General features: G+C 70.4%; 21 protein-coding genes. 5 read left to right on the plus strand and 16 right to left on the minus strand.

Annotated elements, in window-relative coordinates:
• Positions 1-5: 5 nt before the first annotated feature.
• From murD to AB6V31_RS04135, 8 genes are all read right to left on the minus strand, one after another.
• On the minus strand, positions 6-1,523 hold the full coding sequence (gene murD / locus AB6V31_RS04100) for a UDP-N-acetylmuramoyl-L-alanine--D-glutamate ligase (RefSeq protein WP_369364247.1): 1,518 nt from the start codon (positions 1,521-1,523) through the stop codon (positions 6-8).
• Positions 1,520-2,626: a phospho-N-acetylmuramoyl-pentapeptide-transferase gene (gene mraY, locus AB6V31_RS04105; protein ID WP_056227729.1), complete on the minus strand. Its 1,107-nt coding sequence runs from the start codon at positions 2,624-2,626 to the stop codon at positions 1,520-1,522. The genes murD and mraY overlap by 4 nt, the downstream gene beginning before the upstream one ends.
• Complete coding sequence (gene murF / locus AB6V31_RS04110; protein ID WP_369364249.1) at positions 2,623-4,035, minus strand: UDP-N-acetylmuramoyl-tripeptide--D-alanyl-D-alanine ligase; 1,413 nt, start codon at positions 4,033-4,035, stop codon at positions 2,623-2,625. The genes mraY and murF overlap by 4 nt, the downstream gene beginning before the upstream one ends.
• A 62-nt stretch (positions 4,036-4,097) precedes the next feature.
• Positions 4,098-5,891, minus strand: a complete 1,794-nt coding sequence (locus tag AB6V31_RS04115; RefSeq protein ID WP_369364251.1) for a peptidoglycan D,D-transpeptidase FtsI family protein — start codon at positions 5,889-5,891, stop codon at positions 4,098-4,100.
• A gap of 5 nt (positions 5,892-5,896) precedes the next feature.
• Entirely contained in the window at positions 5,897-6,520 is a 624-nt protein-coding gene (locus AB6V31_RS04120; protein WP_056227720.1) for a hypothetical protein, read from the minus strand.
• The gene (gene rsmH / locus AB6V31_RS04125) at positions 6,517-7,470 is read right to left on the minus strand and encodes a 16S rRNA (cytosine(1402)-N(4))-methyltransferase RsmH (RefSeq protein ID WP_074694322.1); all 954 of its coding nucleotides are present in this window, start codon (positions 7,468-7,470) and stop codon (positions 6,517-6,519) included. The genes AB6V31_RS04120 and rsmH overlap by 4 nt, the downstream gene beginning before the upstream one ends.
• Before the next feature lie 100 nt (positions 7,471-7,570).
• A complete protein-coding gene (gene mraZ, locus AB6V31_RS04130; RefSeq protein ID WP_056227713.1) occupies positions 7,571-8,002 on the minus strand; it encodes a division/cell wall cluster transcriptional repressor MraZ in 432 nt (143 codons plus the stop codon).
• A 341-nt stretch (positions 8,003-8,343) separates the two neighbouring features.
• Complete coding sequence (locus tag AB6V31_RS04135) at positions 8,344-8,724, minus strand: DUF3040 domain-containing protein (protein WP_056227710.1); 381 nt, start codon at positions 8,722-8,724, stop codon at positions 8,344-8,346.
• Between the two features lie 64 nt (positions 8,725-8,788).
• On the opposite strand from AB6V31_RS04135, the gene AB6V31_RS04140 reads away from it, so the two are divergent.
• Positions 8,789-9,880 carry a polyprenyl synthetase family protein gene (locus tag AB6V31_RS04140; RefSeq protein ID WP_369364254.1) on the plus strand — a complete coding sequence of 364 codons (1,092 nt, stop codon included), beginning with the start codon at positions 8,789-8,791 and terminating at the stop codon, positions 9,878-9,880.
• Between the two features lie 12 nt (positions 9,881-9,892).
• Here the strand turns inward: AB6V31_RS04140 and AB6V31_RS04145 are convergent, their stop codons facing one another.
• Positions 9,893-10,237: an Rv2175c family DNA-binding protein gene (locus AB6V31_RS04145; protein WP_326493361.1), complete on the minus strand. Its 345-nt coding sequence runs from the start codon at positions 10,235-10,237 to the stop codon at positions 9,893-9,895.
• A gap of 148 nt (positions 10,238-10,385) precedes the next feature.
• Between AB6V31_RS04145 and AB6V31_RS04150 the strand changes: the two genes are divergently transcribed.
• Both AB6V31_RS04150 and pknB read left to right on the plus strand, forming a co-directional pair.
• Positions 10,386-11,366 carry a LysM peptidoglycan-binding domain-containing protein gene (locus tag AB6V31_RS04150; RefSeq protein WP_369364256.1) on the plus strand — a complete coding sequence of 327 codons (981 nt, stop codon included), beginning with the start codon at positions 10,386-10,388 and terminating at the stop codon, positions 11,364-11,366.
• Positions 11,367-11,420: 54 nt separating this feature from the next.
• Positions 11,421-13,373, plus strand: coding sequence for a Stk1 family PASTA domain-containing Ser/Thr kinase (gene pknB / locus AB6V31_RS04155; RefSeq protein WP_369364257.1), 1,953 nt, complete (start codon positions 11,421-11,423; stop codon positions 13,371-13,373).
• 106 nt (positions 13,374-13,479) lie between these two features.
• On the opposite strand, the gene AB6V31_RS04160 is transcribed toward pknB, so the two are convergent.
• The 3 genes from AB6V31_RS04160 to AB6V31_RS04170 are packed head-to-tail and all read right to left on the minus strand — an operon-like array spanning position 13,480 to position 16,478.
• The gene (locus AB6V31_RS04160; protein WP_056227695.1) at positions 13,480-14,817 is read right to left on the minus strand and encodes a class II 3-deoxy-7-phosphoheptulonate synthase; all 1,338 of its coding nucleotides are present in this window, start codon (positions 14,815-14,817) and stop codon (positions 13,480-13,482) included.
• 9 nt (positions 14,818-14,826) lie between these two features.
• Positions 14,827-15,540, minus strand: coding sequence for a 1-acyl-sn-glycerol-3-phosphate acyltransferase (locus AB6V31_RS04165; RefSeq protein ID WP_056227692.1), 714 nt, complete (start codon positions 15,538-15,540; stop codon positions 14,827-14,829).
• A 2-nt stretch (positions 15,541-15,542) separates the two neighbouring features.
• Entirely contained in the window at positions 15,543-16,478 is a 936-nt protein-coding gene (locus AB6V31_RS04170; protein WP_074694318.1) for an ROK family glucokinase, read from the minus strand.
• A 157-nt stretch (positions 16,479-16,635) separates the two neighbouring features.
• Here AB6V31_RS04170 and AB6V31_RS04175 point away from each other — a divergent pair, with 157 nt between their 5' ends.
• On the plus strand, positions 16,636-18,462 hold the full coding sequence (locus AB6V31_RS04175; RefSeq protein ID WP_369364260.1) for a long-chain fatty acid--CoA ligase: 1,827 nt from the start codon (positions 16,636-16,638) through the stop codon (positions 18,460-18,462).
• A gap of 193 nt (positions 18,463-18,655) precedes the next feature.
• Here AB6V31_RS04175 and def read toward each other — a convergent pair whose 3' ends face one another.
• From def to AB6V31_RS04190, 3 genes are read right to left on the minus strand one after another with little or no spacing between them, the layout of a single operon-like run.
• The gene (def, locus tag AB6V31_RS04180; protein WP_144781968.1) at positions 18,656-19,147 is read right to left on the minus strand and encodes a peptide deformylase; all 492 of its coding nucleotides are present in this window, start codon (positions 19,145-19,147) and stop codon (positions 18,656-18,658) included.
• Positions 19,144-21,573 carry a MinD/ParA family protein gene (locus AB6V31_RS04185; protein WP_369364262.1) on the minus strand — a complete coding sequence of 810 codons (2,430 nt, stop codon included), beginning with the start codon at positions 21,571-21,573 and terminating at the stop codon, positions 19,144-19,146. Before AB6V31_RS04185 ends, def begins: the two co-directional genes overlap by 4 nt.
• Positions 21,574-21,619: 46 nt before the next feature.
• The gene (locus tag AB6V31_RS04190) at positions 21,620-25,027 is read right to left on the minus strand and encodes a pyruvate carboxylase (protein WP_369364264.1); all 3,408 of its coding nucleotides are present in this window, start codon (positions 25,025-25,027) and stop codon (positions 21,620-21,622) included.
• Between the two features lie 68 nt (positions 25,028-25,095).
• On the opposite strand from AB6V31_RS04190, the gene AB6V31_RS04195 reads away from it, so the two are divergent.
• Positions 25,096-25,908, plus strand: a complete 813-nt coding sequence (locus AB6V31_RS04195) for a ParA family protein (protein ID WP_056227677.1) — start codon at positions 25,096-25,098, stop codon at positions 25,906-25,908.
• Positions 25,909-26,098: 190 nt separating this feature from the next.
• Here the strand turns inward: AB6V31_RS04195 and AB6V31_RS04200 are convergent, their stop codons facing one another.
• Positions 26,099-26,644 carry a MerR family transcriptional regulator gene (locus AB6V31_RS04200; RefSeq protein WP_056227674.1) on the minus strand — a complete coding sequence of 182 codons (546 nt, stop codon included), beginning with the start codon at positions 26,642-26,644 and terminating at the stop codon, positions 26,099-26,101.
• Positions 26,645-26,678: the final 34 nt, after the last annotated feature.

The following is a 26,678-nucleotide window of genomic DNA, read 5'->3' on the forward strand; positions in this document are numbered from 1 at the left end:
TCCCCTCAGTCGTGCGGTTGAGATTCTCCGTCTCGGCCCGCGATCCACGCCCGCACCGCCTCGGCGAAGCGGTCGCCGCGGTCGGAGTAGGACGAGAACTGATCGAAGGACGCCGCCGCGGGAGCGAGGAGAACGGTGTCTCCCTCCCGGGCCACACCCGCCGCCAGTTCGACGACCTGGGCCATGACGTCTTCAGTCTCAGCGTGGTCGACCTCGAACAGCGGCACCGCCGGGGCGTGTCGCCCGAACGCCGCCACGATCTCGTCACGCTCGGTGCCGATCACGATCGCGGCCCGCACCGAAGCGCCCCGAGCGCGCACGAGGTCGCTCAGGTCGACGCCCTTGAGCAGACCGCCGACCACCCACACCGCGCCGGGGTACGCCGCGAGCGACGAGGCCGCCGCGTGCGGGTTCGTCGCCTTCGAGTCGTCGACCCAGGTGACTCCGAGGTGCGCCCCGACGACCTGGATGCGGTGCGGGTCGAGCCGGAAGCGTTCGAGCGTGTCGTGGATGTGCGCGGGCGTGGCCCCGAGGGAGCGTGCGAGGGCCGAGGCAGCGAGGATGTTCGCGACCATGTGGGGAGCCGCGAGGCCGCGCCGGGCGAGGTCCGCCACCGTCGTCAATTCGAGGGCCGAGGTGGCGCGCTCTTCGAGGAAGGCCCGATCGACGAGGATGCCGTCGACCACACCGAGATCGCTCGGACCGGGAACCCCCAGGTCGAAACCGATGGCGCGCGCGCCCTCGACGACCTCGGCGTCTTCGACCATCTCGCGGGTCGCGACGTCGGCCTTGTTGTAGACGCAGGCCACGCGCGTGCGGGCGTAGACGCCGGCCTTCGCCGCGCGGTACGCGTCCGCGCCGCCGTGCCACTCGAGGTGGTCGTCGGCGAGGTTGAGGCAGACGGCCGCGTGCGGCGAGAGGGCGTCGGGTCCGGACTGCTGGTTCAGGTACCAGAGCTGGTGGCTCGAGAGCTCGACGACGAACACGTCGAACCCACCCGGGTCGCGCACGGCGTCGAGCACGGGAGTGCCGATGTTGCCGACGGGAACGGCCCGCTGACCCGCCGTCATGAGCATCTCGGCGGTCAGACGCGTGGTGGTGGTCTTGCCGTTCGTCCCGGTGATGAGCACCCAGTCGGCGGGGCGCCCGTCCGGACGGACCACCTTGTCACGGACGCGCCAGGCGAGCTCGACGTCGCCCCACAGCGCGATGCCCCGCTCCTGCGTCCACGCGATCACGGGGTGGTGCGGGGGGAAGCCGGGGGATGTCACGACCACCTCGGGCGCGAAGTCCGCCATCTCTGCGGGCACGGTGTCGAGCGGACCCTCGTGCAGGCGCACGCCCAGAACCGGGAGCAGGCGCGAGTACTCGGCATCCGCTCTCTCCGTCACCACGAGCACCTCGGCGCCGAGCTCGGCGAGGGTGTCGGCGACCGAGAAGCCGGTGACCGACAGGCCGAGGACGACGACGCGCAGGCCCTTCCAGTCGGCGTGCCAGCTGGTCAGGGTGGAGAGGTCGGTCATACGCGGGACAGCCATTCGACGTAGAAGAATCCGATGCCCGAGACGGCGAGGAGACCGGCGATGATCCACATGCGCACGACGATGGTGACCTCGGGCCACCCGCGCATCTCGAGGTGGTGGTGCAGGGGGCTCATGAGGAACAGGCGCTTGCCCCGGGTCACCTTGAAGTAGGCCCGCTGAAGGATGACCGATCCCGAGGCGATCACGTAGACACCGGCGATGAGGATGAGGAGGAGCTCGGTGCGGGTGAAGATCGCGAGGGCGGCGATCACCCCACCGATCGCCATCGACCCGCAGTCGCCCATGAAGACCTTCGCCTTGGGGGCGTTCCACCAGAGGAATCCGACCAGGGCGCCGACGAACGACGCCCCCACGATCGCCAGGTCGAACGGGTCGCGCACGGCGTAGCAGCCGGCTTGCACGGTCGGGTCGAGGACATCGGCGCAGACCTGCTTGTTCTGCCAGAACGCCATCAGGCTGTAGGCGCCGACGACGAAGATGCCCGAGCCCGCGGCGAGGCCGTCGAGGCCGTCGGCCACGTTGACGGAGTTCGAGGTGGCCGTTCCGATCAGCGAGATCCACGCTAGGTACAGCAGCCACCCGAGGATCGGGCCGAGCGCGAAGAACGACAGCAGCTGGATGTCACGGAACACCGAGACGTACCCCGAGGCGGCGGTCTGCCCGACGGTGTTGGGGAAGTTCAGGGCGACGATGGCGAACGGCACCGCGACGATCACCTGACCGGCGATCTTGCGCCATCCCGAGAGCCCCAGGCTGCGCTGCTGGCGGATCTTCATGTAGTCGTCGATGAAGCCGACGACACCGAAACCGAGCATGAGCCAGAGAACGAGGAGTCCCGAGACGGTCGGGGGGTTGTTCCCGGCGTACGAGCCGATGAAGTATCCGACCATCGTGCCGAGGATGAAGATCGTTCCGCCCATGGTGGGCGTGCCGCGCTTCGCACCGTGCGAGGGGTTGTGCACGTTCTCGGGGGTGCGGATGACCTGCCCCCAGCCCCACTTGCGGAACCAGCGGAGGAAGACCGGGGTGAGGAAAAGGGTGAAGGCGAGCGAGATCGCAGCCGAAGTCAGAAGTGATCTCACGCGAACAAGTCTCCCAGACGGTCGCCGAGGTGCCGGAGCCCCGCCGAGTTGGACGACTTCACCAGCACGCGATCACCGTCGCGCAGTTCGGTCGAAAGGTAGTCGTAGGCCGCGTCGGCGTCGGCGAAGAAGACCGCCTCGCCGTCCCACGAGCCCTGGGAGATCGCCTCGAGGTACATGCGGCGCGCCTCGGGGCCGATCACGACGATGCGCTGGATGCGCAGGCGCACGGCCAGAAGACCGACCCGGTCGTGCTCCTCGTCGGCGTACTCCCCCAGCTCGCTCATCGCACCCAGCACGGCGACGGTGCGCTCGTCGGGGCCGGTGATCTGCGCGAGGGTGCGCAGAGCTGCGGCCATCGAGTCGGGGCTGGCGTTGTACGCGTCGTTGATGATGCGCACGCGATCGGAGCCGAGGGGCTGCATGCGCCAGCGCTCGGCGATCTCGACGGTCTCGAGGCGCGCGATCGCGTCGGCCGCGGGCACGCCGAGGGCGGTGGCGGCGGCCAGGGCCGCGAGGGCGTTCATCACGTGGTGCTCGCCGAGCACCCGCAGGGTGAGGGTGAAGGGTTCTCCGTCGACCAGCAGATCGGCGCGGGTGCCGGATGCCGACACCTCGACGTCGACGGCCCGGACCTCGGCCCGCTCGCCCCGACCGAACCACCGCACGTCCTGCCCGCGCTCGCGCGCGATCGGCTCCATCGCCGAGACGCGGGGGTCGTCGGCGTTGAGCACCGCGAGGCCGCCCTCGCGGGTCGCCTTCACCAGCTCGCTCTTGGCGTGGAACGTCGACTCGATGCCGCCGAAGCCGCCGGCGTGGGCCATGCCCACCATGAGCACGACGCCGATGTCGGGGGTGACGAGCCCGGCGAGGTGGGCGATGGCCCCGGGGGCGCTCGCGCCGAACTCGCTCACCAGGAAGCGGGTGCCCTCGGTGACGCGCAGCATCGTGAGGGGGGCGCCCACCTCATTGTTGAACGAGGCGCGCGGCGCCACCGTCTCGCCCTCGTCCTCGAGGATGCGGGCGAGGAGGTTCTTGGTGGTCGTCTTGCCGTTGGATCCGGTGATGCCGACGATCTTGAGCTCGCCGGTCTCGCGAACCCGAGCCACCACGTCGCGGGCCAGGTCGCTGAGGGCGGCCACGGCATCCGGAACGACGATCTGACTCACGGCGTCGTCGAGCTCGCGTTCGACGATCGCGAGGGCGGCTCCCCGCTCGACGGCGGTGCCGACGAAGAAATGACCGTCGGTGGTCTCACCGGGCTTGGCGACGAAGATCCCGCCGGGTTCGATCAGGCGCGAGTCGGTGTCGACGAGGCCCGAGACCCGAGTGTCGGGGGTGTCGTCGCCGCGGACGACGAGGCGCCCGCCGAGCACGTCGGCAAGGTGGGAGAGGCTGCGGGAGATCATTGCTGTGGGACGCCCTTTCCGGTCGCATTCGTTACCGAGACGAGACCGAGACGGGCTCTTTCTCAGCCGAACTTGGGCAGTTCGGGGGTCGTGGTTCCGGAGGGGATCACCCGGTAGGACTTGAGAACCTGGGTGAGGGCCTTCTGGAACGCGGGGGCGGTGGCCGCCGACGATTTTACCGTCCGCGGCTCGTCCAGGTTGACCGCGACCACGTACTGCGGGTCGTCGGCGGGGGCGAAACCGATCATCGTCGTGAAGTACGCGTCGGGCTTGTAGGCGCCCGTGTTCTCGTCGACCTTCTCACCGGTACCGGTCTTGATCGCGATGCGGTAACCCGGGATGGCAATCTTCGAGGCCAGCTCGCCCTGCGTGGCGACGTTCTCGAGCATGAGCGAGACCTCCTTCGCCGTGTCGGGCGAGACGACCTGCGTGCCGTCGGTGGGCGGGACGTCGGTGACCGTGCCGTCGGCCGCGGTGCAGCCCTCGACGATCGACAGCGGCTTCTTGAGTCCCCCGTTGGCGATGGTCTGGTATGCGCCCACGAGCTGCGGCACGGTGACCGACAAGCCCTGGCCGAAGGCGGTGTTGTAGAAGGTCTGCTTGTCCCAGTCCTGGACCGGGTGCAGGATGCCGCCGGACTCGCCGGGGAACCCGATCGAGCTGACCGAGCCCATGCCGAACTTCTGCAGATAGTCGAAGCGCGTCTGGGCGGGGATCATCTCGGCGAACTTCGAGATGCCCACGTTCGAGGAGTCGATGAGCACGCCGGTGGGCGTGTACACGTTCGGGCCGTGCGAGAACGCGTCCGAGACCCGGGCGTCACCGCCGAGGACCTCTCGCCCCGAGGCGGTCACGGTGGTCTGCGGCGTGTACGAGCCGCTGTCGAGGCCGATCGCCGTCGTGAGCGCCTTGAACGTCGACCCGGGCTCGAAGGGGCTCGAGAACGCGCGGCTGCCGCGGTCGTCGGGCGAGGTGGCGGTCGGGTCGTTGGGGTCGACCGTGGGGTACTCGGCGAGGGCGCGGATCTTGCCCGTCTTCGCCTCGACGACCGTGATCGTGCCGCGGAGCGAACCGGTGTTCTGCACCTGTTCCGCGATGAGCTGCTGGAGGTACCACTGCAGGTCGCGGTCGATCGTGAGCTTGAGGGTGCCGCCGTCGACCGCCGGCTGCGTCACGACCTCGGTGCCGGGGAGCACCACGCCGTCGCGGCTCTGCTGGAAGACGACCTTGCCGTTGGTCGAGGCGAGGCAGTCGTTGTCGGCCGACTCGAGGCCCGCGAGGGCCTGCCCGTCGCTGCCGACGAAACCGAGCAGGTTTCCCGCCACCGCGCCGTCGGGATACATCCGGCCCGCTTGCGGCGGGAAGCTGAGGAACGGCAGCCCCAGGGCCACGAGGGACCGGTACTGCTCGGTCGAGACGCTCTTCGCGATCATGGCGTAGCGCGAGTCGGGGTTGTCGGCCACGGCATCCTGGACGATCTTCTGCACGTCCGCGGCGCTCTGGCCGGTGACGGCGGCGATCCGGGCGGCGAGCTCGGGCCACGCGGTCGTGGTCTCGTTGCCGTCGTCGTCGCGTATGGTCACGCCCTTGGCCGCGAGCATCGGGTCGATCTGCACGTCGTAGCGGTTGACGCTCGTGGCGAGGGGGACGCCGTTGTCGTCGACGATGGAGCCGCGGGAGGCGTACTCGACGCGGGAGTTCTGCAGGCCCATCGAGAGCGAGTCGTCCACGTGATCGCGGGCGTTGACGACCTGGATGTCGACCAGTCGGACGACGAAGGCGAGGATCACGATCAGGACGACCGCGAGGGCGACGACGGTGCGACGCCGCGGGGACCGGGAGGTTGTCGTCGTCATGGCTCTCATCGTGTCGCGGGAGTCGGCAGACCGTCGCTGATCGGCGGGGGTGTCGCCGATTGGGTAGTGGGGGCGGCGGCCTCGGTCGGTGCGGCCGCTCCGGGCGCCGCGGGTGCGGGGGTCGCCGCGCCGTTCTCGGTGGTGGATGCCGCCGGGTCGGTGACCAGCGGCACGCCCGAGATCAGCGCGTTGCCGACCGAGCCGCGGCCTTTCGCGTCGACGGACGAGGCCGCGTCGGCGGGCTTGTCGGAGCCGATGACGGCACCGTCGCTGAGGCGGAGGTAGGTGGGCGACTCGTCGATCACCATGCCCAGGGCTGCGGCGTTCGCCGCGAGGTACTGGGGCGAGCTGAGTCCCGCGCTCTCGTCGGAGAGGATCTGCTTCTGGTAGGTCAGGTCGCGCTGCTGCTGGGTCAGCGACGAGATCTCGAACGAGCTCTGCGTCGTGAGGATGCCGAGGCTCATCTGGGCCACGACGATGGTCAGCGCCCCGAGCACGGCGACGACGCCGAAGAGGCGTCGCGGTGCCCGACGACGCGCGGTCGCGGGGACGACGGTGAGTCGACGCTCGCGGACCGGCGTGGGGAAGTCGGGAAGGAAGGCTGCATCGATGGCCTGGGGCGCGCTCATGCGTCCTCCCGGATTCTCTCGGCCGCGCGCAGTCGCACGGGGGTGGCGCGGGGGTTGATCGCGCGCTCTTCGTCGCTCGCGAGTTCGGCCCCCCGGACGAGTAGCTTGAACGTCGGCGCGTGCTCGGGCAGCTCGACGGGCAGGCCGCGGGGTGCGGTCGAGGTGGAAGCGTCGGCGAACACGCGCTTGACCAGTCGGTCCTCCAGCGACTGGTACGACAGCACGACGATGCGGCCGCCGACTCCCAGCACCTCGAGGGCGGCGGGGATCGTGCGCTCGAGCACCGACAGCTCGGCGTTGACCTCGATGCGCAGGGCCTGGAAGACGCGCTTGGCGGGGTGGCGCTCGCGCAGCACCGCGGCCGGGGTCGCGGCCTGCAGCACGTCGACGAGCTGGCCCGAGCGCTCGAGCGGAGCCTGGGCGCGGGCGGCGATGATGGCGCGGGCGTAGCGGCCGGCGAGCTTCTCTTCGCCGTAGCGCTCGAAGATGCGTCGCAGGTCGCCCTCGCCGTAGGTGGCGAGCACCTCGGCTGCGGTGACGCCGGTGGTCTGGTCCATGCGCATGTCGAGAGGGGCGTCTTGCGCGTAGGCGAAGCCGCGGGCGGCCTCGTCGAGCTGCAGAGACGAGACACCCAGGTCGAACAGGATGCCGTCGACCTTGTCGACACCGGCGGATGCCACGGCCTCGGCGATGCCGTCGTAGACGGTGTGGACGAGGGTGACGCGGTCGCCGAAGCGCTTCAGTCGCTCCCCCGCGATGCGCAGAGCGTCGGTGTCGCGGTCGAGGCCGATGAGCCGGGCCTGCGGGAACCGCTCGAGGAACGCCTCGGAGTGCCCGCCCATGCCGAGCGTGCCGTCGACGAAGACGGAGCCCGGCTTCTGCAGGGCGGGGCCGAGCAGCTCGACGCAGCGCTCGAGCAGGACCGGGGTGTGGATGTCGCGGATGTCCATGATGTGTCGGGCCGAACCTTCGGACTCTGATCCCCATCCGCTTCGACCTGGCGCCGGGGAAGTGCGTCAGGGCGAGCGGCTGGGCATCACAGCCGAAGGGTCAGAAGAGTCCCGGGATCACCTCCTGCTCCATCTCGGCGTACGTCTCTTCGTTGCTCTCCGCGTAGGAGTTCCAGGCCTCGGCGTCCCAGATCTCGGCGTGCGCGCCGACGCCGGTGACGACGAGTTCGCGCCCGAGCCCGGCGTAGGTGCGCAGGGCGGGCGGCACGGTGATGCGGTTCTGGCTGTCGGGCTTCTCGGCGCTTGCCCCCGAGAGGAACATGCGCAGGAAGTCGCGGGCCTGCTTGTTGCTGAGCGGGGCCTCGCGGATCCGCTCGTGAACGCGCTCGAACTCCTCGGTGCTGAACACGTAGAGGCAGCGGTCCTGCCCGCGCGTGATCACCACTCCGGCGCCGAGATCGTCACGGAACTTCGCCGGCAGGATGACCCGACCCTTGTCGTCGAGCTTGGGTGTGTGCGTTCCGAGCAGCATTCGGGCGTCCACCCCCTTCGTCCGGCCTGCGAAGTTTTCCCCACTTTACTCCACCGCCCTCCACTTCGCTATCGAAAACAGGACTCTTCTGCGGAGAACCGCGGCCGTGTACAGTGGTCGACCACCCCGGCGCAGCACCGCAGTTTCCGCGTCTTTCCGCGGCGCAACGGCGCCTCGCACTCCCCGCGGGCGTCCCGGTGGAGCAAAAGGGAGGGATTCGAGCCCGGATGCCGACTCCTCACCCTCTCCACTCCGTTACTCACCTCGCCGACGAGGGCGCCGGGCGCACGAAAAAGCACCGGCTCCGAAGAGCCGGTGCTGAGGTGGTGCGAGGACGGAGCTTAAGGGCCGTCGTGGCGGCGGTCCCAGCGCTCGTTCATGCGGTCCATGAACGAGGAGCCGGAGGCGCGGGCCGGTCGCGGCTTAGCGGCGGCGGGCGCGGTCGGAGCGGCACCCCGCGTGGGGGTGACGGCAAAGATCACGCCGCCGACCATGAGGAGGAAGCCCAGCACGCCGACGGCGATGCCGACGAAACCGGTGTTGAAGCCGATCGACACGCCCGCGACGAGGGCGCCGAGACCGGCGAGCACCAGGATCGAGCCGAGGACGATGTTGCGGTAGCTGAGGGCACGACTGGGGGCGGACACCACATCGGTGTCGTTGCTCATGAGATGGCGCTCCATCTCATCCAGTAGACGCTGCTCCTGCTCTGACAGTGGCATGCATCCCCCTCTGTTGTTCGTTGCGGACGATTCTACGCGCGGCGTGGATCACTAGGCTAGGCCCGTGCCGACCTCCCCGGAACCGATCGAAGCTGTTTCCCAGCGACTCGACAAGTTCCTCTCCGAACAGCTATCGTGCGCCTCCGCGCTCGGCCCCGAGGCCGAGTCCCTCACCCGCGCGGGGGCCTCCGCCCTCCGCGGCGGCAAGCGCCTGCGGGCGCGCTTCTGCCTTGCGGGGTGGCGCGCCGTGGGCGCCCTCGACGCGCCGTCCGCCGCGGTGTTCGACGAACCCGCCCTGGCCGTGGCCACCTCGCTCGAGGTCTTCCACGCGGCGGCCCTCGTCCACGACGACCTCGTCGACAACAGCGACACGCGCCGGGGTCAGCCCGCCGCGCACCGCGCCCTGCAGAAGGCCCATCAGGATGCCGAGTGGGCGGGTGACTCCGACGCGTTCGGTCGCTCGGGCGCGATCCTGCTCGGCGACCTCCTCGTGGCGTGGAGCGACGACCTCCTCGAAGAAGGCCTCGAGGACCACCCCTCCGCCGCCGCCACGCGCCGGGCCTACTCCCGCATGCGCCGCGACGTGACGATCGGTCAGTTCCTCGACGTCGCGGAGGAGTCCGCGTACACCGTCTACCCGGATGACACCCACGCCGAGCGGGCGCTGCGGATCGCCTCGTACAAGTCGGCGCGCTACAGCATTCAGCAGCCCCTGCAGATCGGCGCGGCGCTGGCCGGGGCCGACGATGAGCAGCTCGATGCCCTCGGACGGTTCGGTCACGACGTCGGCATGGCCTTCCAACTGCGCGACGACGTGCTGGGCGTCTTCGGCGACAGCGCCGTCACGGGCAAGCCCGTCGGCGACGACCTGCGCGAGGGCAAGCGCACCGTCCTGGTGGCCTACGCCCGCGAGATGCTCGAGTCCGCGGAGCGCGACCGCTTCGACGCCCTCCTGGGCGACCCCGCTCTCGACGCGGCGCAGATCGCGGCCCTGCAGCAGACGATCGTCGACACCCGCGCCCTCGAGCGCACCGAGACCCTGATCGCCGAGTACGCCGAGCGCGCCGATGCGGCTCTCGCCGACGCGCGCGTCGACACCGGAGCGCTCACCGATCTGCGCGCTCTCGCACGCGCGGCCACCGAGCGCACGGCCTGAGGCCGGACGGCCTCAGGCGAGGGTCGCAGCGACCCGTCGGACTTCGCTCTTGCGCCCGGCGAGGAGCGCCTCGATGGGCGCGAGACCGATGGTCTCCTCGGGCGTGAGCAGCCAGTCGATGGTCTCGTCGGGGTCGAACCCCGCGTCGTGCAGGACGATGATCGTGCCGCGCAGCGACGGCAGCGGGCGCCCGTCGACGAGGAAGACCGCCGGCACCTTGAAGACGCCGTCGCGGCGCGAGCCGACGAGGTAGTGCTCGTCGAAGAGGCGGCGCACGCGCCCGAGCGACTCGTCGAGCATCTCGACCAGGTCGGGAATGGTCAGCCACGCGGTCTCGTAACGGGAAGTCTCACTCACCCCTTCATCCTCTCACTGCCGTCGCCTCGGCCCGTCCTCGGTCGTCTTCTTCACTTGAGTCACACCCGTCACAGGGGTCACTTTCGTTGACATCCGCCCCGAGGCATGCCACCGTGTCGGGCAGTCGGAAGAACGGAATCCCCCCACCATGAGACGACTCACGCTGTCCCCCCTGCCCTCGCGACGTCGCACCGCCGTCATCTGGCCCGCCGCCGTGGCCGGCACGATCGCCCTGACCCTCACCGCCGAGCACGCCGCGCACGCCGCACCCCCGGAACCTGCGCTCACCTCTCTCCCGCCCGCTCCCCGCAGTCTCGGGATGCCGGTGCTCACCGCCGTCACCCCGCCCACCACCTACACGGTCAAGCCCGGCGACACGGTGTGGGACATCGCCCGCGCGCACGGTCTCGATACCGCCGCGGTCCTCGCGGCCAACGGCTTGGCATCCGACGCCGTCATCCGCCCCGGTCACGTGCTCGCCCTCACGCCCGCGGCCGCGCCCGCTCCCCCGGCTCCCGCGGCCCCCGAGGCCGCGCCCCGCACGCACGAGGTGCGTCCCGGCGACACCGTCTCGGCGATCGCCCGCGCCAACGGCGTCTCGCTCGACGCCGTGCTGAGCGCGAACGGGCTCACGCGCGCCTCGATCATCTACCCCGGCGACGTCCTGCGCATCCCGGCGGACTCCCCCGCTCCCGCCGCCGTCGCCCCGGCGACGGCTCCGGGCCTCGACGCCGAGCAGTCCGACAACGCGCGCCTGATCATCCGCGTCGGACGCGAACTGGGCGTCTCGGATCGCGGCATCCTGATCGCCCTCGGCACCGCGATGCAGGAGTCGTGGCTGCGCAACCTCGACTGGGGCGACCGCGATTCGCTGGGCCTCTTCCAGCAGCGGCCCAGCACCGGGTGGGGCACTCCGGCGCAGATCCTCGACCGCGAACGCTCGACGCGCGTGTTCTACGGCGGCGCGGCCGATCCCAACGGCACCGCCACCCGCGGACTCCTCGACATCCCCGGCTGGGACCAGCTCCCCTACGCCGATGCCGCCCAGGCCGTGCAGATCTCGGCCTACCCCGACCGATACGCCCAGTGGGAGCAGCCGGCCACCACGTGGCTCGCCGTTCTGGGGTGAGGTGAGGGTGAGCCGCTCCCCGGGCTCACAGGGGGCGCTCCGTAGACTCGACCTGTGAGCACGAGTCAGCAGGCAGACCCGCTGATCGGCCGTCTCGTCGACGGCCGGTACCGGGTTCGCGCGCGCATCGCGCGTGGCGGCATGGCGACCGTGTACGTGGCGACCGACCTGCGCCTCGAACGCCGGGTGGCGCTGAAGGTCATGCACGGCCACCTCAGCGACGACACCGTGTTCCAGAGTCGGTTCATCCAAGAGGCCCGTTCGGCTGCGCGCCTGAGCGATCCGCACGTGGTGAACGTGTTCGACCAGGGCCAGGACGGCGAGATGGCCTACCTGGTCATGGAGTACCTCCCGGGCATCACGCTGCGCGAGCTGCTGCGCGAGCACCGGCGCCTCACGGTCGATCAGACCCTCACGATCATGGATGCCATCCTCTCGGGGCTCGCCGCCGCGCACCGGGCCGGCATCGTCCACCGCGACGTGAAGCCCGAGAACGTCCTCCTCGCCGAGGACGGCCGCATCAAGATCGGCGACTTCGGCCTCGCCCGCGCGACGACGGCGAACACCGCGAGCGGGGCGCAGCTCATGGGCACGATCGCCTACCTCGCCCCCGAGCTGGTCACGCGCGGCACCGCCGACGCGCGCAGCGACATCTATTCGCTCGGGATCATGCTCTACGAGATGCTCGTCGGCGAGCAGCCCTACAAGGGCGAGCAGCCGATGCAGATCGCCTATCAGCACGCCACCGACTCGGTGCCCCGCCCGAGCGCGAAGAACCCCGGCGTCCCCGAGCAGCTCGACGAGCTCGTGCTCTGGTCGACCGAACGGGAGCCGGGCGACCGCCCGCTCGACGCGGCCGCGATGCTCGAGCGCCTTCGCGCGATCGAGAAAGAACTCGGTCTCGCCCCCCAGGTGGCGCGCGCCGTGGCCGTGGGCACCACGAGTCCCGCGACGGCCGCCGAGTCGCGCGAGCTGACGAAGGTGCTGCCGCAGACGGCATCCCTCCCCTCCGCCACCATCGATGAGCCCGACAATGCGGCGCGACTGCGCACCCGCACGCGGCGACGGACGACCAGGGGCGCGTGGCTCCTCGTGCTCGTGCTGCTGCTCGCCGGCGGAGCCGGGTTCACGGGCTGGTACTTCGGCTCCGGTCCGGGTTCGCTCGTCGCTGTCCCCGACGTGTCGGGCCGCAGCTTCGCCGACGCCGAGGCCCTGCTCACGCAGCAGCAGCTGCAGGCTCAGGCGCAAGAGGTCAACGACCGCGAGATCCCCTCCGGCACGACCGTGGGCTCCGACCCCGCACCCGGCGAACGTCTCGACAAAGAGACGGTCGTGACCGTCTTCGTCTCGATCGGGCCGGCCACCCACCAGATCCCCGCCCTCGCGGGCAAGAGCGCCGACGAGGTGCGCGCGGTCCTCGAGCAGGCCTTCGTCGGGGTCGCGGGCGACCCCGAGCGGCAGTTCGCCGACCCGGCCGACGGGACTGTGCTGGGCGCCTCGGTGATCCCCCGCTCCGGCGGCAACGCCATCGACTGCACCCAGGGCTGCACGGTGTACGAGGGCGACGCCGCGTCGCTCGTCGTCTCGCTCGGACCCATCCCCGACGTCACCGGCGACTCGCGTTCGCAGGCCGAGCGCGCCCTCGACGGCGTCGGACTCAAGACCGCGGTGACCGAGGAGTACAGCAGCTCCGTGGCATCCGGCAACGTGATCGCCATGGGCCAGCGCGACGGGGGCGGCAACTGGCGCCCCGGCGACACCGTGCCCCTGCGCGTGTCGATCGGCCCGAAGCCCGTCGAGATCCCCGGCAACGTCGTGGGGATGTCGATCCGGGATGCCGTGAAGACTCTCGAAGCGCTCGGCTTCGAGGTGAACGCGGGCATCGACGACGGCACCCTGCCCCTCGGGTTCAAGTACTGGGACATCTACAAGGTGCGCGCCACGAACCCCAAGGCCGGCACGACGGCCCCGCAGGGCTCGACCATCACACTGACGCCGACGCTGTAGCGCGAGATCGCGGAGCAGAGAGAGCTTCCCCGACCGCGCCGACGGCATCCTGAAACGACGACGCCCCCGACCGCAGCGGTCGGGGGCGTCGATCTGTCGAGAGGGGTCAGCGGTTCTCGAGCTCCTCGGCCACGAGGAACGCCAGCTCGAGGCTCTGACGGTGGTTCAGACGCGGGTCGCACAGGCTCTCGTAGCGGGTCGCGAGGGTGGCCTCGTCGATCATCTCGGAGCCGCCCAGGCACTCGGTGACGTCGTCGCCGGTGAGTTCGACGTGGATGCCGCCGGGGTGCGTGCCCACCGAGCGGTGCGCCTCGAAGAAGCCGCGCACCTCGTCGACCACGTCGTCGAAGCGACGGGTCTTGTAGCCGGTGGGCGTGGTGATGCCGTTGCCGTGCATCGGGTCGGTGACCCAGAGCGGCGTGGCACCCGAGTCGCGGACGGCCTCGAGCAGGGGGGGCAGCGCGTCGCGGATCTTGCCCGCCCCCATGCGCGTGATGAAGGTCAGTCGACCCGGCTCGCGCTCGGGGTCGAGCTTGTCGATGAGCGCCAGCGCCGTCTCGGCCGTCGTGGTAGGACCGAGCTTCACGCCGATGGGGTTGCGGATCTTCGAGAAGTAGTCGACGTGCGCGCCGTCGAGCTCGCGCGTGCGCTCACCGATCCACTGGAAGTGCGAGGACGTGTTGTACGGCTGTCCCGTGCGCGAGTCGATCCGCGTCATGGGGCGCTCGTAGTCCATGAGCAGACCCTCGTGGCCCGTGTAGAACTCGACGCGCGTCAGCTCGTCGAAGTCGGCGCCGGCGGCCTCCATGAACTTGATGGCGCGGTCGATCTCGGTCGCCATCGACTCGTACGCCTGGTTCGCGGGCGTGCTCGCGAAGCCCTTGTTCCAGCTGTGCACCTCGCGCAGGTCGGCGAAGCCCCCCTGCGTGAAGGCGCGGATGAGGTTCAGGGTCGACGCGGCCGTGTGGTAGCCCTTGAGCAGACGCGCGGGGTCGGCCTTGCGCGACTCCTCGGTGAAGTCGTAGCCGTTGACGATGTCGCCGCGGTACGCCGGGAGCGTCACGTCGCCGCGCGTCTCGACGTCGCTCGAGCGGGGCTTGGCGAACTGGCCCGCCATACGGCCCATCTTGACCACCGGCATCGAGGCGCCGTAGGTGAGGACGACGGCCATCTGCAGGACCGTCTTGATGCGGTTACGGATCTGCTCGGCGGTCGCGCCGGCGAACGTCTCGGCGCAGTCACCGCCCTGCAGGAGGAACGCCTGGCCGGCGGCGGCCCGCGCGAGGCGGTCGCGGAGGATGTCGACCTCGCCGGCGAACACCAGCGGAGGAAGGGTCGCCAATTCTGCGGATGCCGCGGCCACAGCGGCCTCGTCATACCACTGGGGCTGCTGCTTGATGGGCAGGGTTCGCCAGTGGTCGAGGTCGTGGAGCTGCTGATTCACCCCTGAAGTCTAGTGGCGGGACACCGGCGCCTTCGCCGCCTGTGACGTGGCGAGGCGGTCCTTCACGGTCGAGGCGTAGACGTCTTCGTAGCGCTGCTCACCGAGACGCTGGAGGGCCACCATGATCTCGTCGGTCACCGAGCGGAGCACGTAGCGGTCGCCCTCCATGCCCTCGAACCGCGAGAAGTCGAGGGGCTCGCCGATGACGATGCCCACGCGCCCCACGCGGGGCAGACGCTGGCCGATCGGCATGACGGCGCCCGTGTCGACCATGACCACCGGCACGACAGGAACGCGCGCCTCGAGCGCCATGCGCGCGATACCCGTGCGGCCCCGGTAGAGGGTGCCGTCGGGGCTGCGGGTCCCCTCGGGGTAGATGCCGAGCAGCTCTCCGCGGCCGAGTACGCCGAGGCCGGTGTTCAGCGAGGCCTCGGAAGCCTTTCCGCCTGAGCGGTCGATGGGCAGCTGACCCGTCGCCGTGAAGAACATGCGAGTGGCCCAGCCTTTGAGGCCCTTGCCGGTGAAGTAGTCGCTCTTGGCGAGGAACGCCATGCGGCGGTCGATCATGAGCGGAAGGAAGATCGAGTCCGAGAACGACAGGTGGTTGCTCGCCAGGATCGCCGCCCCCTCGACGGGGATGTTGCGCCGGCCCACCATCCACGGACGGAACACGGCCTTGATGACCGGTCCGATGACCACGTACTTCATGAGCCAGTAGAACAACGTCAGCGCTCCTTCCCGGCGAGGTCAGCGACCCCGATGAGACCGGCGTCGTTGCCCAGACGTGCGATCGCGAATTCGGCGACCGGACGTTCACCGTACCCCGGGAGCGAGGTCTCGTACGCGAGCTTCACCGGCTCCAGCAGGTCGGCGCCGAGCTGCGCCACTCCCCCGCCGATCACGAAGACCTCGGGGTCGAGCACGGCCTGGAACCCGCCGCACGCCTCGCCGAGGGCCGTGGCCACGCGACGCAGCGCCTCGACGGCACCCGGGTCGCCCGCGAGCACGAGCCGCGACACCGCGGGGCCGGGGATCGCACCGCGCTCCTCGCGCACCGCGGCCAGGGCCGCGCCGATGCCGCCCTCGTCGGCGATGGCGTTCGCCTCGCGCTGCAGGGCACGACCCGAGGCGTACTGCTCAAGGCATCCGTTCTGTCCGCACCCGCACGGGTGCCCGCCGCGTACGAAGCGCATGTGTCCCAGTTCGGCGCCGATGCCGTGACCCCCGCGGAAGAGCTCGCCGTCGGTGACGACCGCGCCGCCGACGCCCGTGCCCATCGTCAGCATGACCATGTCGCGCACGCCCTGGCCCGCACCGAAGCGGTACTCGCCCCACCCGGCGGCGTTCGCGTCGTTCTCGATCGTGACCGGGGCGTTCAAGCGCTGCTCCAGGCGGGCGCGCAGGGGCTCGTCGCGCCAGTCGATGTTGGGGGCGTAGATGACGGTGCTGCGGTCGCGGCTGATGAAGCCGGCCGCGGCCACCCCGATCGCGTGGATCTCGTGCGCGCGGCGCAGGTGATCGGCCATGTCGACCACGGCGTCGACCAGGGCTGCGGGGTCGATGGGGGTGTCGACGCGGAGCTTCTCGATGATGGTGCCGTCGTCGTCGACGACGCCCCCCGCGATCTTCGTGCCCCCGATGTCGATGCCGACGTTGCGCACCGCGCTCCCTTCCGGGCCGACCGTGCGGCTCGGCCCGGAGAAGTCTAGCCATGCCGCGCGACCGGCGCGGGAGAGCGGTGATCCCCGGGGGCCCGGCATCCATGCTTATAGACTCGACAGACCCGCTCGACGTTCTTCCGGTGCCAAAGGAGTTGCCGTGATCCAGTTCGATCAACCCGCCCTCGTCCCCGCAGACCCCGACGCGAACGCGTCGGACCTGCTCGCCGACCGCGTCCGCGCCACCCCCGACCGTCCGCTGTTCGCGGTGCCCGACCGCGACGGGTGGCGCGACATCACCGCCGCCGAGTTCGAGAAGCAGGTCATCGCCCTCGCGAAGGGCTTCGTCGCGGCCGGCATCCAGCCCGGCGAGAAGGTCGGGTTCATCGCCCGCACCACCTACGACTGGACCCTGGTGGACTTCGCCCTCTTCTACGCCGGCGCGGTCATGGTCCCGGTGTACGAGACGAGCTCGGCCTCGCAGATCTCGTGGATCCTCTCGGACTCCGGCGCAATCGCCGTGGTCGTGGAATCGCCGGAGCACGGCGAGCGTCTCGACGAGGTCCGCAGCGACCTCCCCCTCGTCCGCGAGGTCTGGGCGATGCACTCCGGCGCCCTCGACACCCTCGTCGCCAACGGCACGCACATCACCGACGAAGAGATCGAGCGCCGTCGTCACCTCGCCAAGGCCTCGGACATCGCGACGCTCATCTACACCTCGGGCTCGACGGGTCGCCCGAAGGGCTGCGTCCTCGTCCACAGCAACTTCGTCGAGCTGGCCCGCAACTCCGCCAAGTCGCTGCACGAGGTGGTCGAGACCCCGGGCGCCTCCACCCTGCTCTTCATCACCACGGCGCACGTGTTCGCGCGCTTCATCTCGCTGCTCAACATCCACGCGGGCGTGAAGACGGGCCACCAGCCCGACACGAAGCAGCTCCTTCCCGCGCTCGGGAGCTTCCGCCCCACCTTCCTCCTCGCGGTTCCCCGCGTCTTCGAGAAGGTCTACAACTCGGCCGAGCAGAAGGCCGAGGCCGGCGGCAAGGGCAAGATCTTCCGCGCCGCCGCCGACGCCGCGATCGAGCACTCGCAGCGCCTCCAGGACGGAAAGTCGATCCCGCTGCTGCTGAAGATCAAGTTCGCCCTGTTCGAGAAGCTGGTGTACTCCAAACTCCGGGATGCCATGGGCGGGAACATCGTCTACGCGGTGTCGGGATCGGCCCCTCTCGGCCCCCGCCTGGGTCACTTCTTCCGTAGCCTCGGCGTCGTGATCCTCGAGGGCTACGGCCTCACCGAGACCACAGCCCCGGCCACGGTCAACCTCGCCACGAAGTCGAAGATCGGCACCGTCGGTCCGGTTCTGCCGGGTGTCGGCATCCGTCTCGCGGATGACGGCGAGATCCAGGTGCGCGGCATCAACGTGTTCCGCGAGTACTGGCAGAACCCCGAGGCCACCGCCGAGGCGTTCGACGGCGAGTGGTTCAAGACCGGCGACATCGGCGCTTTCGACAGCGACGGCTTCCTCGCGATCACCGGCCGCAAGAAGGAGATCATCGTGACCGCGGGCGGCAAGAACGTCGCCCCCGCGGCCCTCGAGGACCCGATTCGCGCCAACCCGATCGTCGGTCAGGTCGTCGTGGTGGGCGACCACAAGCCGTTCATCGCGGCTCTCGTCACCCTCGACTCCGAGATGCTGCCGACGTGGCTGGCCAACAACGGACTGCCCGCCGACATGTCGCTCGCCGAGGCGGCCGAGAACGAGAAGGTGCGGGCCGAGGTGCAGGGCGCGATCGACCGTGCGAACACGCGGGTCTCGCGCGCGGAGTCCATCCGCAAGTTCACGATCCTGCCGACCGAGTGGACCGAGGCCAGCGGCCACCTCACCCCGAAGATGAGCATCAAGCGCAATGTGATCGTGGCGGACTTCGCCGACGCGATCGAGGACATCTACGCGATGCCCGTCAACACGACCAACGTGTCGCTTCCCTGAGGCGGGCGACGATGACGGCCCGGTCCCCTCGCGGGGCCGGGCCGTTTCGCGTCGCGAGAACAGGAGACGTCACGGGGACAGGACGATCCGCCTCGAATCGACCTGTCCTCGTCGCCCCGGCCTGTTCTCTTGACCAGCGCGGACAGACGAAGGGCCCGGATGCCGGCATCCGGGCCCCTCTGCAGAGATCAGGTCAGAACCAGTCGCTCTCGCGCACCTGGCGCATCGCCTCGCGACGCGTCTCGGCGGGCAGGCGCGAGAGGTACAGCATGCCGTCGAGGTGGTCGGTCTCGTGCTGGAGCGCCTGGGCGAGCAGCCCCTCGCCCTCGAGCACGACCTCTTCACCGTCGAGGTCGATGCCGACGACCTTGGCCCAGGGGTAGCGGATCGCGTCGTGCCAGAGGCCGGGCACCGACAGGCAGCCCTCGCCCACTGCTTCGGGCTCGCCGCGCGTCTCGACCAGCACGGGGTTGAGGACGTACCCGATGTCGCCGTCGATGTTGTAGCTGAAGGCACGCAGGCCCACGCCGATCTGGGGAGCGGCGACCCCAGCGCGGCCGGGCAGCTCGACCGTGTCGATCAGATCCTGCACGAGAGCGCGGATGCCGTCGTCGATCTGCTCGATGGGGGCGCTCGTCGCGCGCAGGACGGGGTCTCCGAACAAACGGATCGGGCGGACGGTCACGCGGCGGCCGCCGGGGTGCGAAGGCCTTCGACGACCGCGGCGGCGAGTTCGCGAGCCGCCTGCCGGGTCGAAGGCTGGAGCTCACGGAAGGTGATCGCGCTGCCCGCGGCGATACGCGCGTCGTAGGGCATGCGGATCACGGTGCGCACCCGCGAGCGGAAGTGCGCCTCGAGCTCGCTCTCGCGCACGAGGGGCGTGCCCGGCCGCGAGCTGTTCAGCACCACGACCGCGTCGCGCACACGGGCGGAGTAGCCGTTCGTCTCGAGCCACGTCAGCGTCTCGGACGCGAGGCGCGCCTCGTCGACCGACAGTCCCGCGACGATGACCAGGGTGTCGGCGAGCTCGAGTGTCGCCCCCATGACCGAGTGCACGATGCCCGTGCCCGTGTCGGTGAGGACGATGGAGTAGTAGTGCGCCGCGACGTCGGCGACCTGACGGTAGTCGTCGTCGCTGAAGGCCTCGGACACCCGCGGGTCGGAATCGGATGCCAGGACGTCGAGGCGGGTGGCATCCCGGGCCACGATCGACGAGACGTCGTTGTACCCGGACATCTCGTCGTGGGAGCGGACGAGGTCGCGGACGGTGCGCCCGTTGGGACGACCCACGCGATCGGCGAGCGTTCCGCGGTCGGGGTTGGCGTCGACGGCGATGACGCGGTCGTCACGGGCGTCGGCCAGAGCCATGCCCAGCAACGAGGTGACCGTCGTCTTTCCCACCCCGCCCTTGCGGGACAGCACCGGCACGAAGCGGGCCCCACCTGAGAGGGGGGCGGAGATGCGCCGGTCGAGGTCCTTGCGCTGTCGTGCGCGCCGACCGTCGCCGAGGTTGATGCGGTGGCGCGAGACCGAGTAGACCAGCTGCTGCCAGAGGCCCTCGGGCTCGGGGCGGGCGATCTGGCGGGGGTCGAGCAGACGGTCGGCCGTGAGCAGGTCGGAGCTCTCGCGCGCGTCGTCGATCTGGCCGATGCGCTTCGAGGTGAGCGTGACCTCGGGGGCGGGGGTGCGCACGCGCTCGAGCGCGTGCGCGCGGTCGACGCGCGCGGCTTCGTCGGCGGCTCGGGCGGCGTCGTCGGCCTGGTGGGCGCTGCGGCGCGTGAGCGGGATCGTCCCGATGACGCCCGTCGCGGCGCGCTCGGCGCGCGTGGTCGGCACCGACGCGGTGTCGGCGCTGACGGGCGACGCCGGGGCAGGGGCGTCGACCTCGGCCTCGGGGGCAGTCGATGCGGTCGGCCGCGGGGCGGCGGACTCCGGTGCGCCGGGGGCGTCCACCGGCGGTCGGGGGGACTCGGGCGCCTCTGCCATGGCCTCGACCTCTTCACGCTGTTCGTCGTCCGTGTTCGACGCCGGGGCGTCGGCGTCGTCGGAGCCCGCGACGTCGGTGTCTTCTCGATCAGCGGGAGCGGAAACGGCATCGTCGGGCGAGGCGTCGTCCGCCTCGACGTCGTCCGTTGCCTGTGCCGCCTCGTCGCCGTGCTCGGGCTCTTCAACGGCGGCGGGAACCCACGGCGCGTGCGTCAGCGGTACGGACGCGGCGTCGACGGCGTGGTCATCCACCAGCGATTCATCGTCATCGAGCGACGAATCGGCGAGGTCGGCGTCGGTGGGCTCGGCGGCATCGGCCTCGAACAGCTCGACGTCGTCGACGACCTCGGCGTCGGCGAGATCGTCGGCCCGCTGAGCGGCCTGCGTCGCGTCAGCATCGGGGTGATCGGCGTCAGCGTCGTCATCCGCCGCGGAATCGACCTCGACAGGGTCGGCCTCAGCCGGGTCGGCATCCGCCAGCACATCGTCGGCGTCGACGTCGTCTTCGTTCGAGGCGGCGGCTCCGTCGGTCTCCTCGGCATCGTGCTCGACGGGACCATCGCCCTCAGAGAGGGCGGCGTCGTCGGCCGGGATCTCCTCGGCCTCCTCCCCCGCGTTCGAGCCCTCGCCGTCGACCGGGTCGTCGTCGCCGAAGCCGTCATCGCCGAAGCCTTCTCCGGCGGTCGGGTGCTCGGCATCCGAAGTCTCCTGCTCGTCGAGATCGTGCGACGGCTCGACGACGATCTCGGCGTCGTGCACCTCGTCGTCCGCGGACGAGTCCGTCTCGTCGGCCGCGTCGTGCGGCTCGAGGATGATCTCGCCCGTCTCGAGCTGCTCGACGTGCGGGTCGTGGACGATCTCGTCGCGGCGGTCGTCGGCAAACGCGGCGGAGGGGACGCGCGGGGCGTCGAGAGCGGCGAGGTCGGCCTCGTCGAGGGGGATCTCGTCTTCGATCACGTCGTCGTCGAGGTCGTCGTCGTCGGTGGCCACGGGAAGGTCGACGTTGACCTGCGCGATGTGTCCACCGAGGATCGTGATGCTGGCCGTGTCGAGATTCCCGATCTCGTCGAGCACGCCGTGCTCGGCGTTCTCGTCGGGGTTCGCGTCGGTGCGGTCGGGGGTCACTGCAGTCTCCAAACGGGAAGAGGGCGCGAAAGCGCCCCCTCCCAGGTTACTGCGCTTGGCGGATTACCAGCAAAAGGTCTCCTGCTTCGACCTGTTGTGTGGTACCGATCGCGACACGCTCGACCACTCCGTCGACGGGTGCGGTGATCGCCGCCTCCATCTTCATCGCCTCGATCGAGGCGACCGCCTGACCGGCGGAGACGCGGTCGCCCGGCGACGCCTTCAGCGTCACGACGCCCGAGAACGGCGCCGCCATCTGGCCCGGCTTCGAGGTGTCGGCCTTCTCGGCCTGACGCGCCTCGACGTCGATGGAGCGGTCGCGGACGAACACCGGGCGCAACTGTCCGTTCAAGGTCGTCATGACCGTGCGCATGCCCTTGTCGTCCGCCTCACCGACCGCCTCGAGGCCGACGAACAGCTGCACGCCGCGCTCGATCTCGACGGTGTGTTCGCCGCCGGACCGCAGCCCGTAGAGGTAGTCGGCCGTGGAGAGCACGCTCAGGTCGCCGTACGTCTCGCGGGTCTGCTCGAAAGTGCGCGTCGGCCCCGGGAACAGCAGACGGTTCAAGCGGGAGCGCCGCTCGGCGGACTCCCCCGCCAGTGCCGCCGTGTCGTCGTCGGTGAGCGGGGTCGTGCCCGTCTTGGCATCCCGGCCGGCGAGGACCTTCGAGCGGAAGGGCTCCGGCCAACCGCCCGGAAGATCACCCAGCTCCCCCGCCATGAACGACACCACCGAGTCCGGCACGTCGTACTTCTCGGGGTTCTGCTCGAAGTCGGCCGGATCGGCCTTGACCGCGGCGAGGTGCAGGGCGAGGTCGCCCACCACCTTCGACGAGGGCGTGACCTTGGGCACCCGGCCGAGGATGCGGTCGGCGGCGGCGTACATGTCCTCGATGAGCTCGAAGTCGTCGGCCAGGCCCAGCGCGATCGCCTGCTGCCGCAGGTTCGACAGCTGTCCGCCGGGGATCTCGTGACGGTAGACGCGCCCGGTGGGTCCGGCGAGACCCGACTCGAACGGCCGGTACAGCTGACGCACGGCCTCCCAGTAGGGCTCCAGGTCGCTGACGGCCCCGAGGTCGAGGCCCGTGTCGCGTTCGGTGTGCGCGAGCGCGGCGACGAGCGCCGACAGCGACGGCTGGCTCGTGGTGCCGGCCATCGGCGCCGAGGCCGCGTCCACGGCATCCGCCCCCGTCGCCGAGGCGGCCAGCAGCGTCGCGAGCTGCCCGCCCGCGGTGTCGTGGGTGTGGACGTGCACCGGCAGGTCGAAGCGCTCGCGCAGCGCCGTCACGAGCTTCGCCGCGGCGGTCGGGCGCAGCAGACCCGCCATATCCTTGATCGCGAGGATGTGGGCTCCCGCGTCGACGATCTGCTCGGCCAGACCCAGGTAGTAGTCGAGCGTGTACAGGTCTTCGGCGGGATCCAGCAGATCCCCCGTGTAGCAGAGGGCGACTTCGGCCACCGCGGTGCCGGTCGCCAAAACCGCGTCGATCGCCGGCCGCATCTGCGAGACGTCGTTGAGGGCGTCGAAGATGCGGAAGATGTCGACACCGGATGCCGCGGCCTCGGCCACGAACGCATCGGTGACCTCGGTGGGGTACGGGGTGTAGCCGACGGTGTTGCGGCCGCGCAGCAGCATCTGGATCGCGACGTTCGGCAGCGCCTCGCGGAGGGCGTCGAGACGCTCCCACGGGTCTTCGCCGAGGAAGCGCAGCGCGACGTCGTAGGTCGCCCCGCCCCAGGCTTCGACCGACAGCAACCCGGGCGTCAGCCGGGCCACGTAGGGGGCCACGCGCGCGAGGTCGCGGGTGCGCACGCGCGTGGCGAGCAGCGACTGGTGCGCGTCGCGGAACGTGGTCTCGGTGACGGCGAGGGCGGTCTGCTCGCGCAGGGCCTTCGCGAAGCCGGCGGGACCGAGCTGCTGCAGACGCTGGCGCGAGCCCGCGGGGGCCGGGGCCGCCAGGTCGAGGGTCGGGAGCTTGGCCGACGGGTCGATCGACAGCGGGTTCTCGCCGTTCGGGCGGTTGACCGTGGTGTCCACGAGCCACGAGAGGATCTTCGTGCCGCGGTCCTTGGACTCGCGGCCCTTCAGCAGCTCGGGGCGCTCGTCGATGAACGAGGTGCTGAGGTCGCCCGCGACGAAGGCGGGGTCGTCGAGCACGGCCTGCAGGAACGGGATGTTCGTCGAGACCCCGCGGATGCGGAACTCTGCGAGGGCGCGGCGGGCGCGGGACACGGCGGCCTCGAAGTCACGGCCACGGCACGACAGCTTCGACAGCATCGAGTCGAAGTGCGGGCTCACCTGCGAGCCCGCGGCGGTCGTGCCGCCGTCGAGGCGGATGCCGGCGCCACCGGGCGAGCGGTACGTGGTGATCTTGCCGGTGTCGGGGCGGAAGCCCTGCGTGGGGTCCTCGGTCGTGATACGGCACTGCAACGCCGCGCCCCGCAGGTGGATGTCGTCCTGCTGCAGGTGCAGCTCGGCGAGGGTCGCCCCCGCGGCGATGCGCATCTGCGACTGCACGAGGTCGACGTCGGTGACCTCCTCGGTCACGGTGTGCTCGACCTGGATGCGCGGGTTCATCTCGATGAAGACGACCTCGCCCGCTCGCGGCCCCGCGGTCTCGAGCAGGAACTCGACGGTTCCGGCGTTCTGGTAGCCGATCGAGCGGGCGAACGCGACGGCGTAGCGGTGCAGGTCCTGCCGTACGGCATCGTCGAGGTTCGGCGCCGGCGCGATCTCGATGACCTTCTGGTGGCGGCGCTGCACCGAGCAGTCGCGCTCGAACAGGTGAACGGTCTCGCTCGTGGCATCCGCGAGGATCTGCACCTCGACGTGACGCGGGCGCTGCACGGCCTGCTCGAGGAACATGCGGGGATCGCCGAACGCGCTCTGCGCCTCGCGCATGGCCTCGGCGAGGGCCGGGGCGAGCTCGCCCTTCGACTCCACGCGGCGCATACCGCGCCCCCCGCCACCGGCGACGGCCTTGGCGAAGACCGGGAAGCCGATCTCGTCGGCCTGGGCGAGGAGATCGTCGATGTCGTCGGACGCGGGCGTCGAGCGCAGCACCGGCACGCCGGCTGAGATCGCGTGCTCCTTCGCCGTCACCTTGTTGCCCGCCATGGCGAGCACGTCGGCGGGAGGCCCGATGAAGGTGATCCCGTGGGCGGCGGCCTTCTGGGCGAGCTCAGGGTTCTCGGAGAGGAAGCCGTAGCCCGGGTAGATGGCATCCGCCCCGCACTCACGGGCGACGCGGATGATCTCGTCGACGTCGAGGTAGGCGCGCACGGGGTGGCCGCGCTCGCCGATCTGGTACGCCTCATCGGCCTTCAGACGGTGGAGGGAGGCGCGATCCTCGTACGGATACACCGCGACGGTGCGGGCTCCGACCTCGTAAGCGGCGCGGAACGCGCGGATCGCGATCTCGCCGCGATTGGCGACCAGGATTTTCGAGAACATGCGCACCTCACGTCAAGCTGGCGGAGCTGAATGTGCTCACAGCCTAGGGGACGGTAACGTGGACTCTCGTGCACGTACTCTCCGTCAGCTCTCTCAAAGGCGGGGTCGGCAAGACGACCGTGACACTCGGGCTGGCTTCCGCAGCCTTCGCACGTGGCGTTCGCACTCTCGTCGTCGACCTCGACCCTCAGTCCGACGTGTCGACCGGGATGGACATCCAGGTCGCCGGTCGGCTCAACATCGCCGATGTCCTGGCCAACCCCAAAGAGAAGGTCGTCCGACAGGCGATCACCTCGAGCGGGTGGGCCAAGGTCCACCCCGGCACCATCGACGTGCTCATCGGCAGCCCGTCGGCCATCAACTTCGACGGACCGCACCCGAGCGTCCGCGACGTCTGGAAGCTCGAAGAGGCGCTGGCGACGATCGAGGCCGACTACGACCTCGTGCTCATCGACTGCGCCCCCTCGCTCAACGCCCTCACGCGCACCGCGTGGGCCGCGAGCGACCGCGTCGTAGTCGTCACCGAGCCCGGACTGTTCTCGGTCGCCGCGGCCGACCGCGCCCTGCGCGCGATCGAAGAGATCCGCCGCGGTCTGTCGCCGCGACTGCAGCCCCTCGGCGTCGTGGTCAACCGCGTGCGCCCGCAGTCGATCGAGCACCAGTTCCGCATCAAAGAGCTGCGCGACATGTTCGGTCCGCTCGTGCTCAACCCGCAGCTGCCCGAGCGCACCTCGCTCCAGCAGGCGCAGGGTGCCGCCAAGCCGCTGCACGTGTGGCCCGGCGACTCCGCTCAGGAACTCGCGGCCGACTTCGACGCGCTGCTCGACCGGATCGTGCGCACCGGCCGGATCCCCGTCGAGTCCGAGGCCCCGCAGGCCTGACCCGCGATTTCGTCAGACGCCGTCCCGCTGCCGCGCAGCCGGGCGGCGTCCTCGTTCCCCGTCCCACCCGCGTGAGGGGTCATTTTCCGTCGCCGAGGGCGCCCGTAAGCGACAGAAAGCGACCCCTCACGCGAAAGCAGAAGAACCCCGGATGCCATGGCATCCGGGATCCGGAAAGAGTGAGGCGAGCTCAGGCGGTGCGGGCGGCGCGGCGCGCGGCGAGCTCGTCGACGGCGTCGGGGGTGGCCTTCTCGAAGTCGACGAGCGTGGACTCGACCTCGCGGAGGACTTTGCCCACCGCGATACCGAAGACGCCCTGGCCACGGCTGACGAGGTCGATGACCTCGTCGTTCGAGGTGCACAGGTACACGGAGGCCCCGTCGCTCATGAGGGTGGTGCCCGCGAGGTCGCGGATGCCCGCGGCGCGGAGCTGATCGACGGCCGTGCGGATCTGCTGCAGCGAGATTCCGGTGTCGAGAAGACGCTTCACGAGCTTCAGGACGAGGATGTCGCGGAAGCCGTAGAGACGCTGCGAACCCGAACCGCTCGCCCCGCGGACCGTCGGGACGACGAGCTCGGTACGAGCCCAGTAGTCGAGCTGGCGGTACGTGATGCCGGCAGCGCGTGCCGCGACAGCCCCGCGATAACCGGTGTCGTCGTCCATCTCGGGCAGACCGTCGGTGAAGAGGAGATCAGCGGCGAACCGAGGTTCACCGAGCGCGTCGCCAGCGTTCATGCTCGCGTCCTCCTCATCGGTTCGTTTCCTCCAC

Origin of the sequence: Microbacterium sp. 16-032 (assembly GCF_041079455.1) — a bacterium.
In the GTDB taxonomy this organism is placed as follows: domain Bacteria; phylum Actinomycetota; class Actinomycetes; order Actinomycetales; family Microbacteriaceae; genus Microbacterium; species Microbacterium testaceum_A.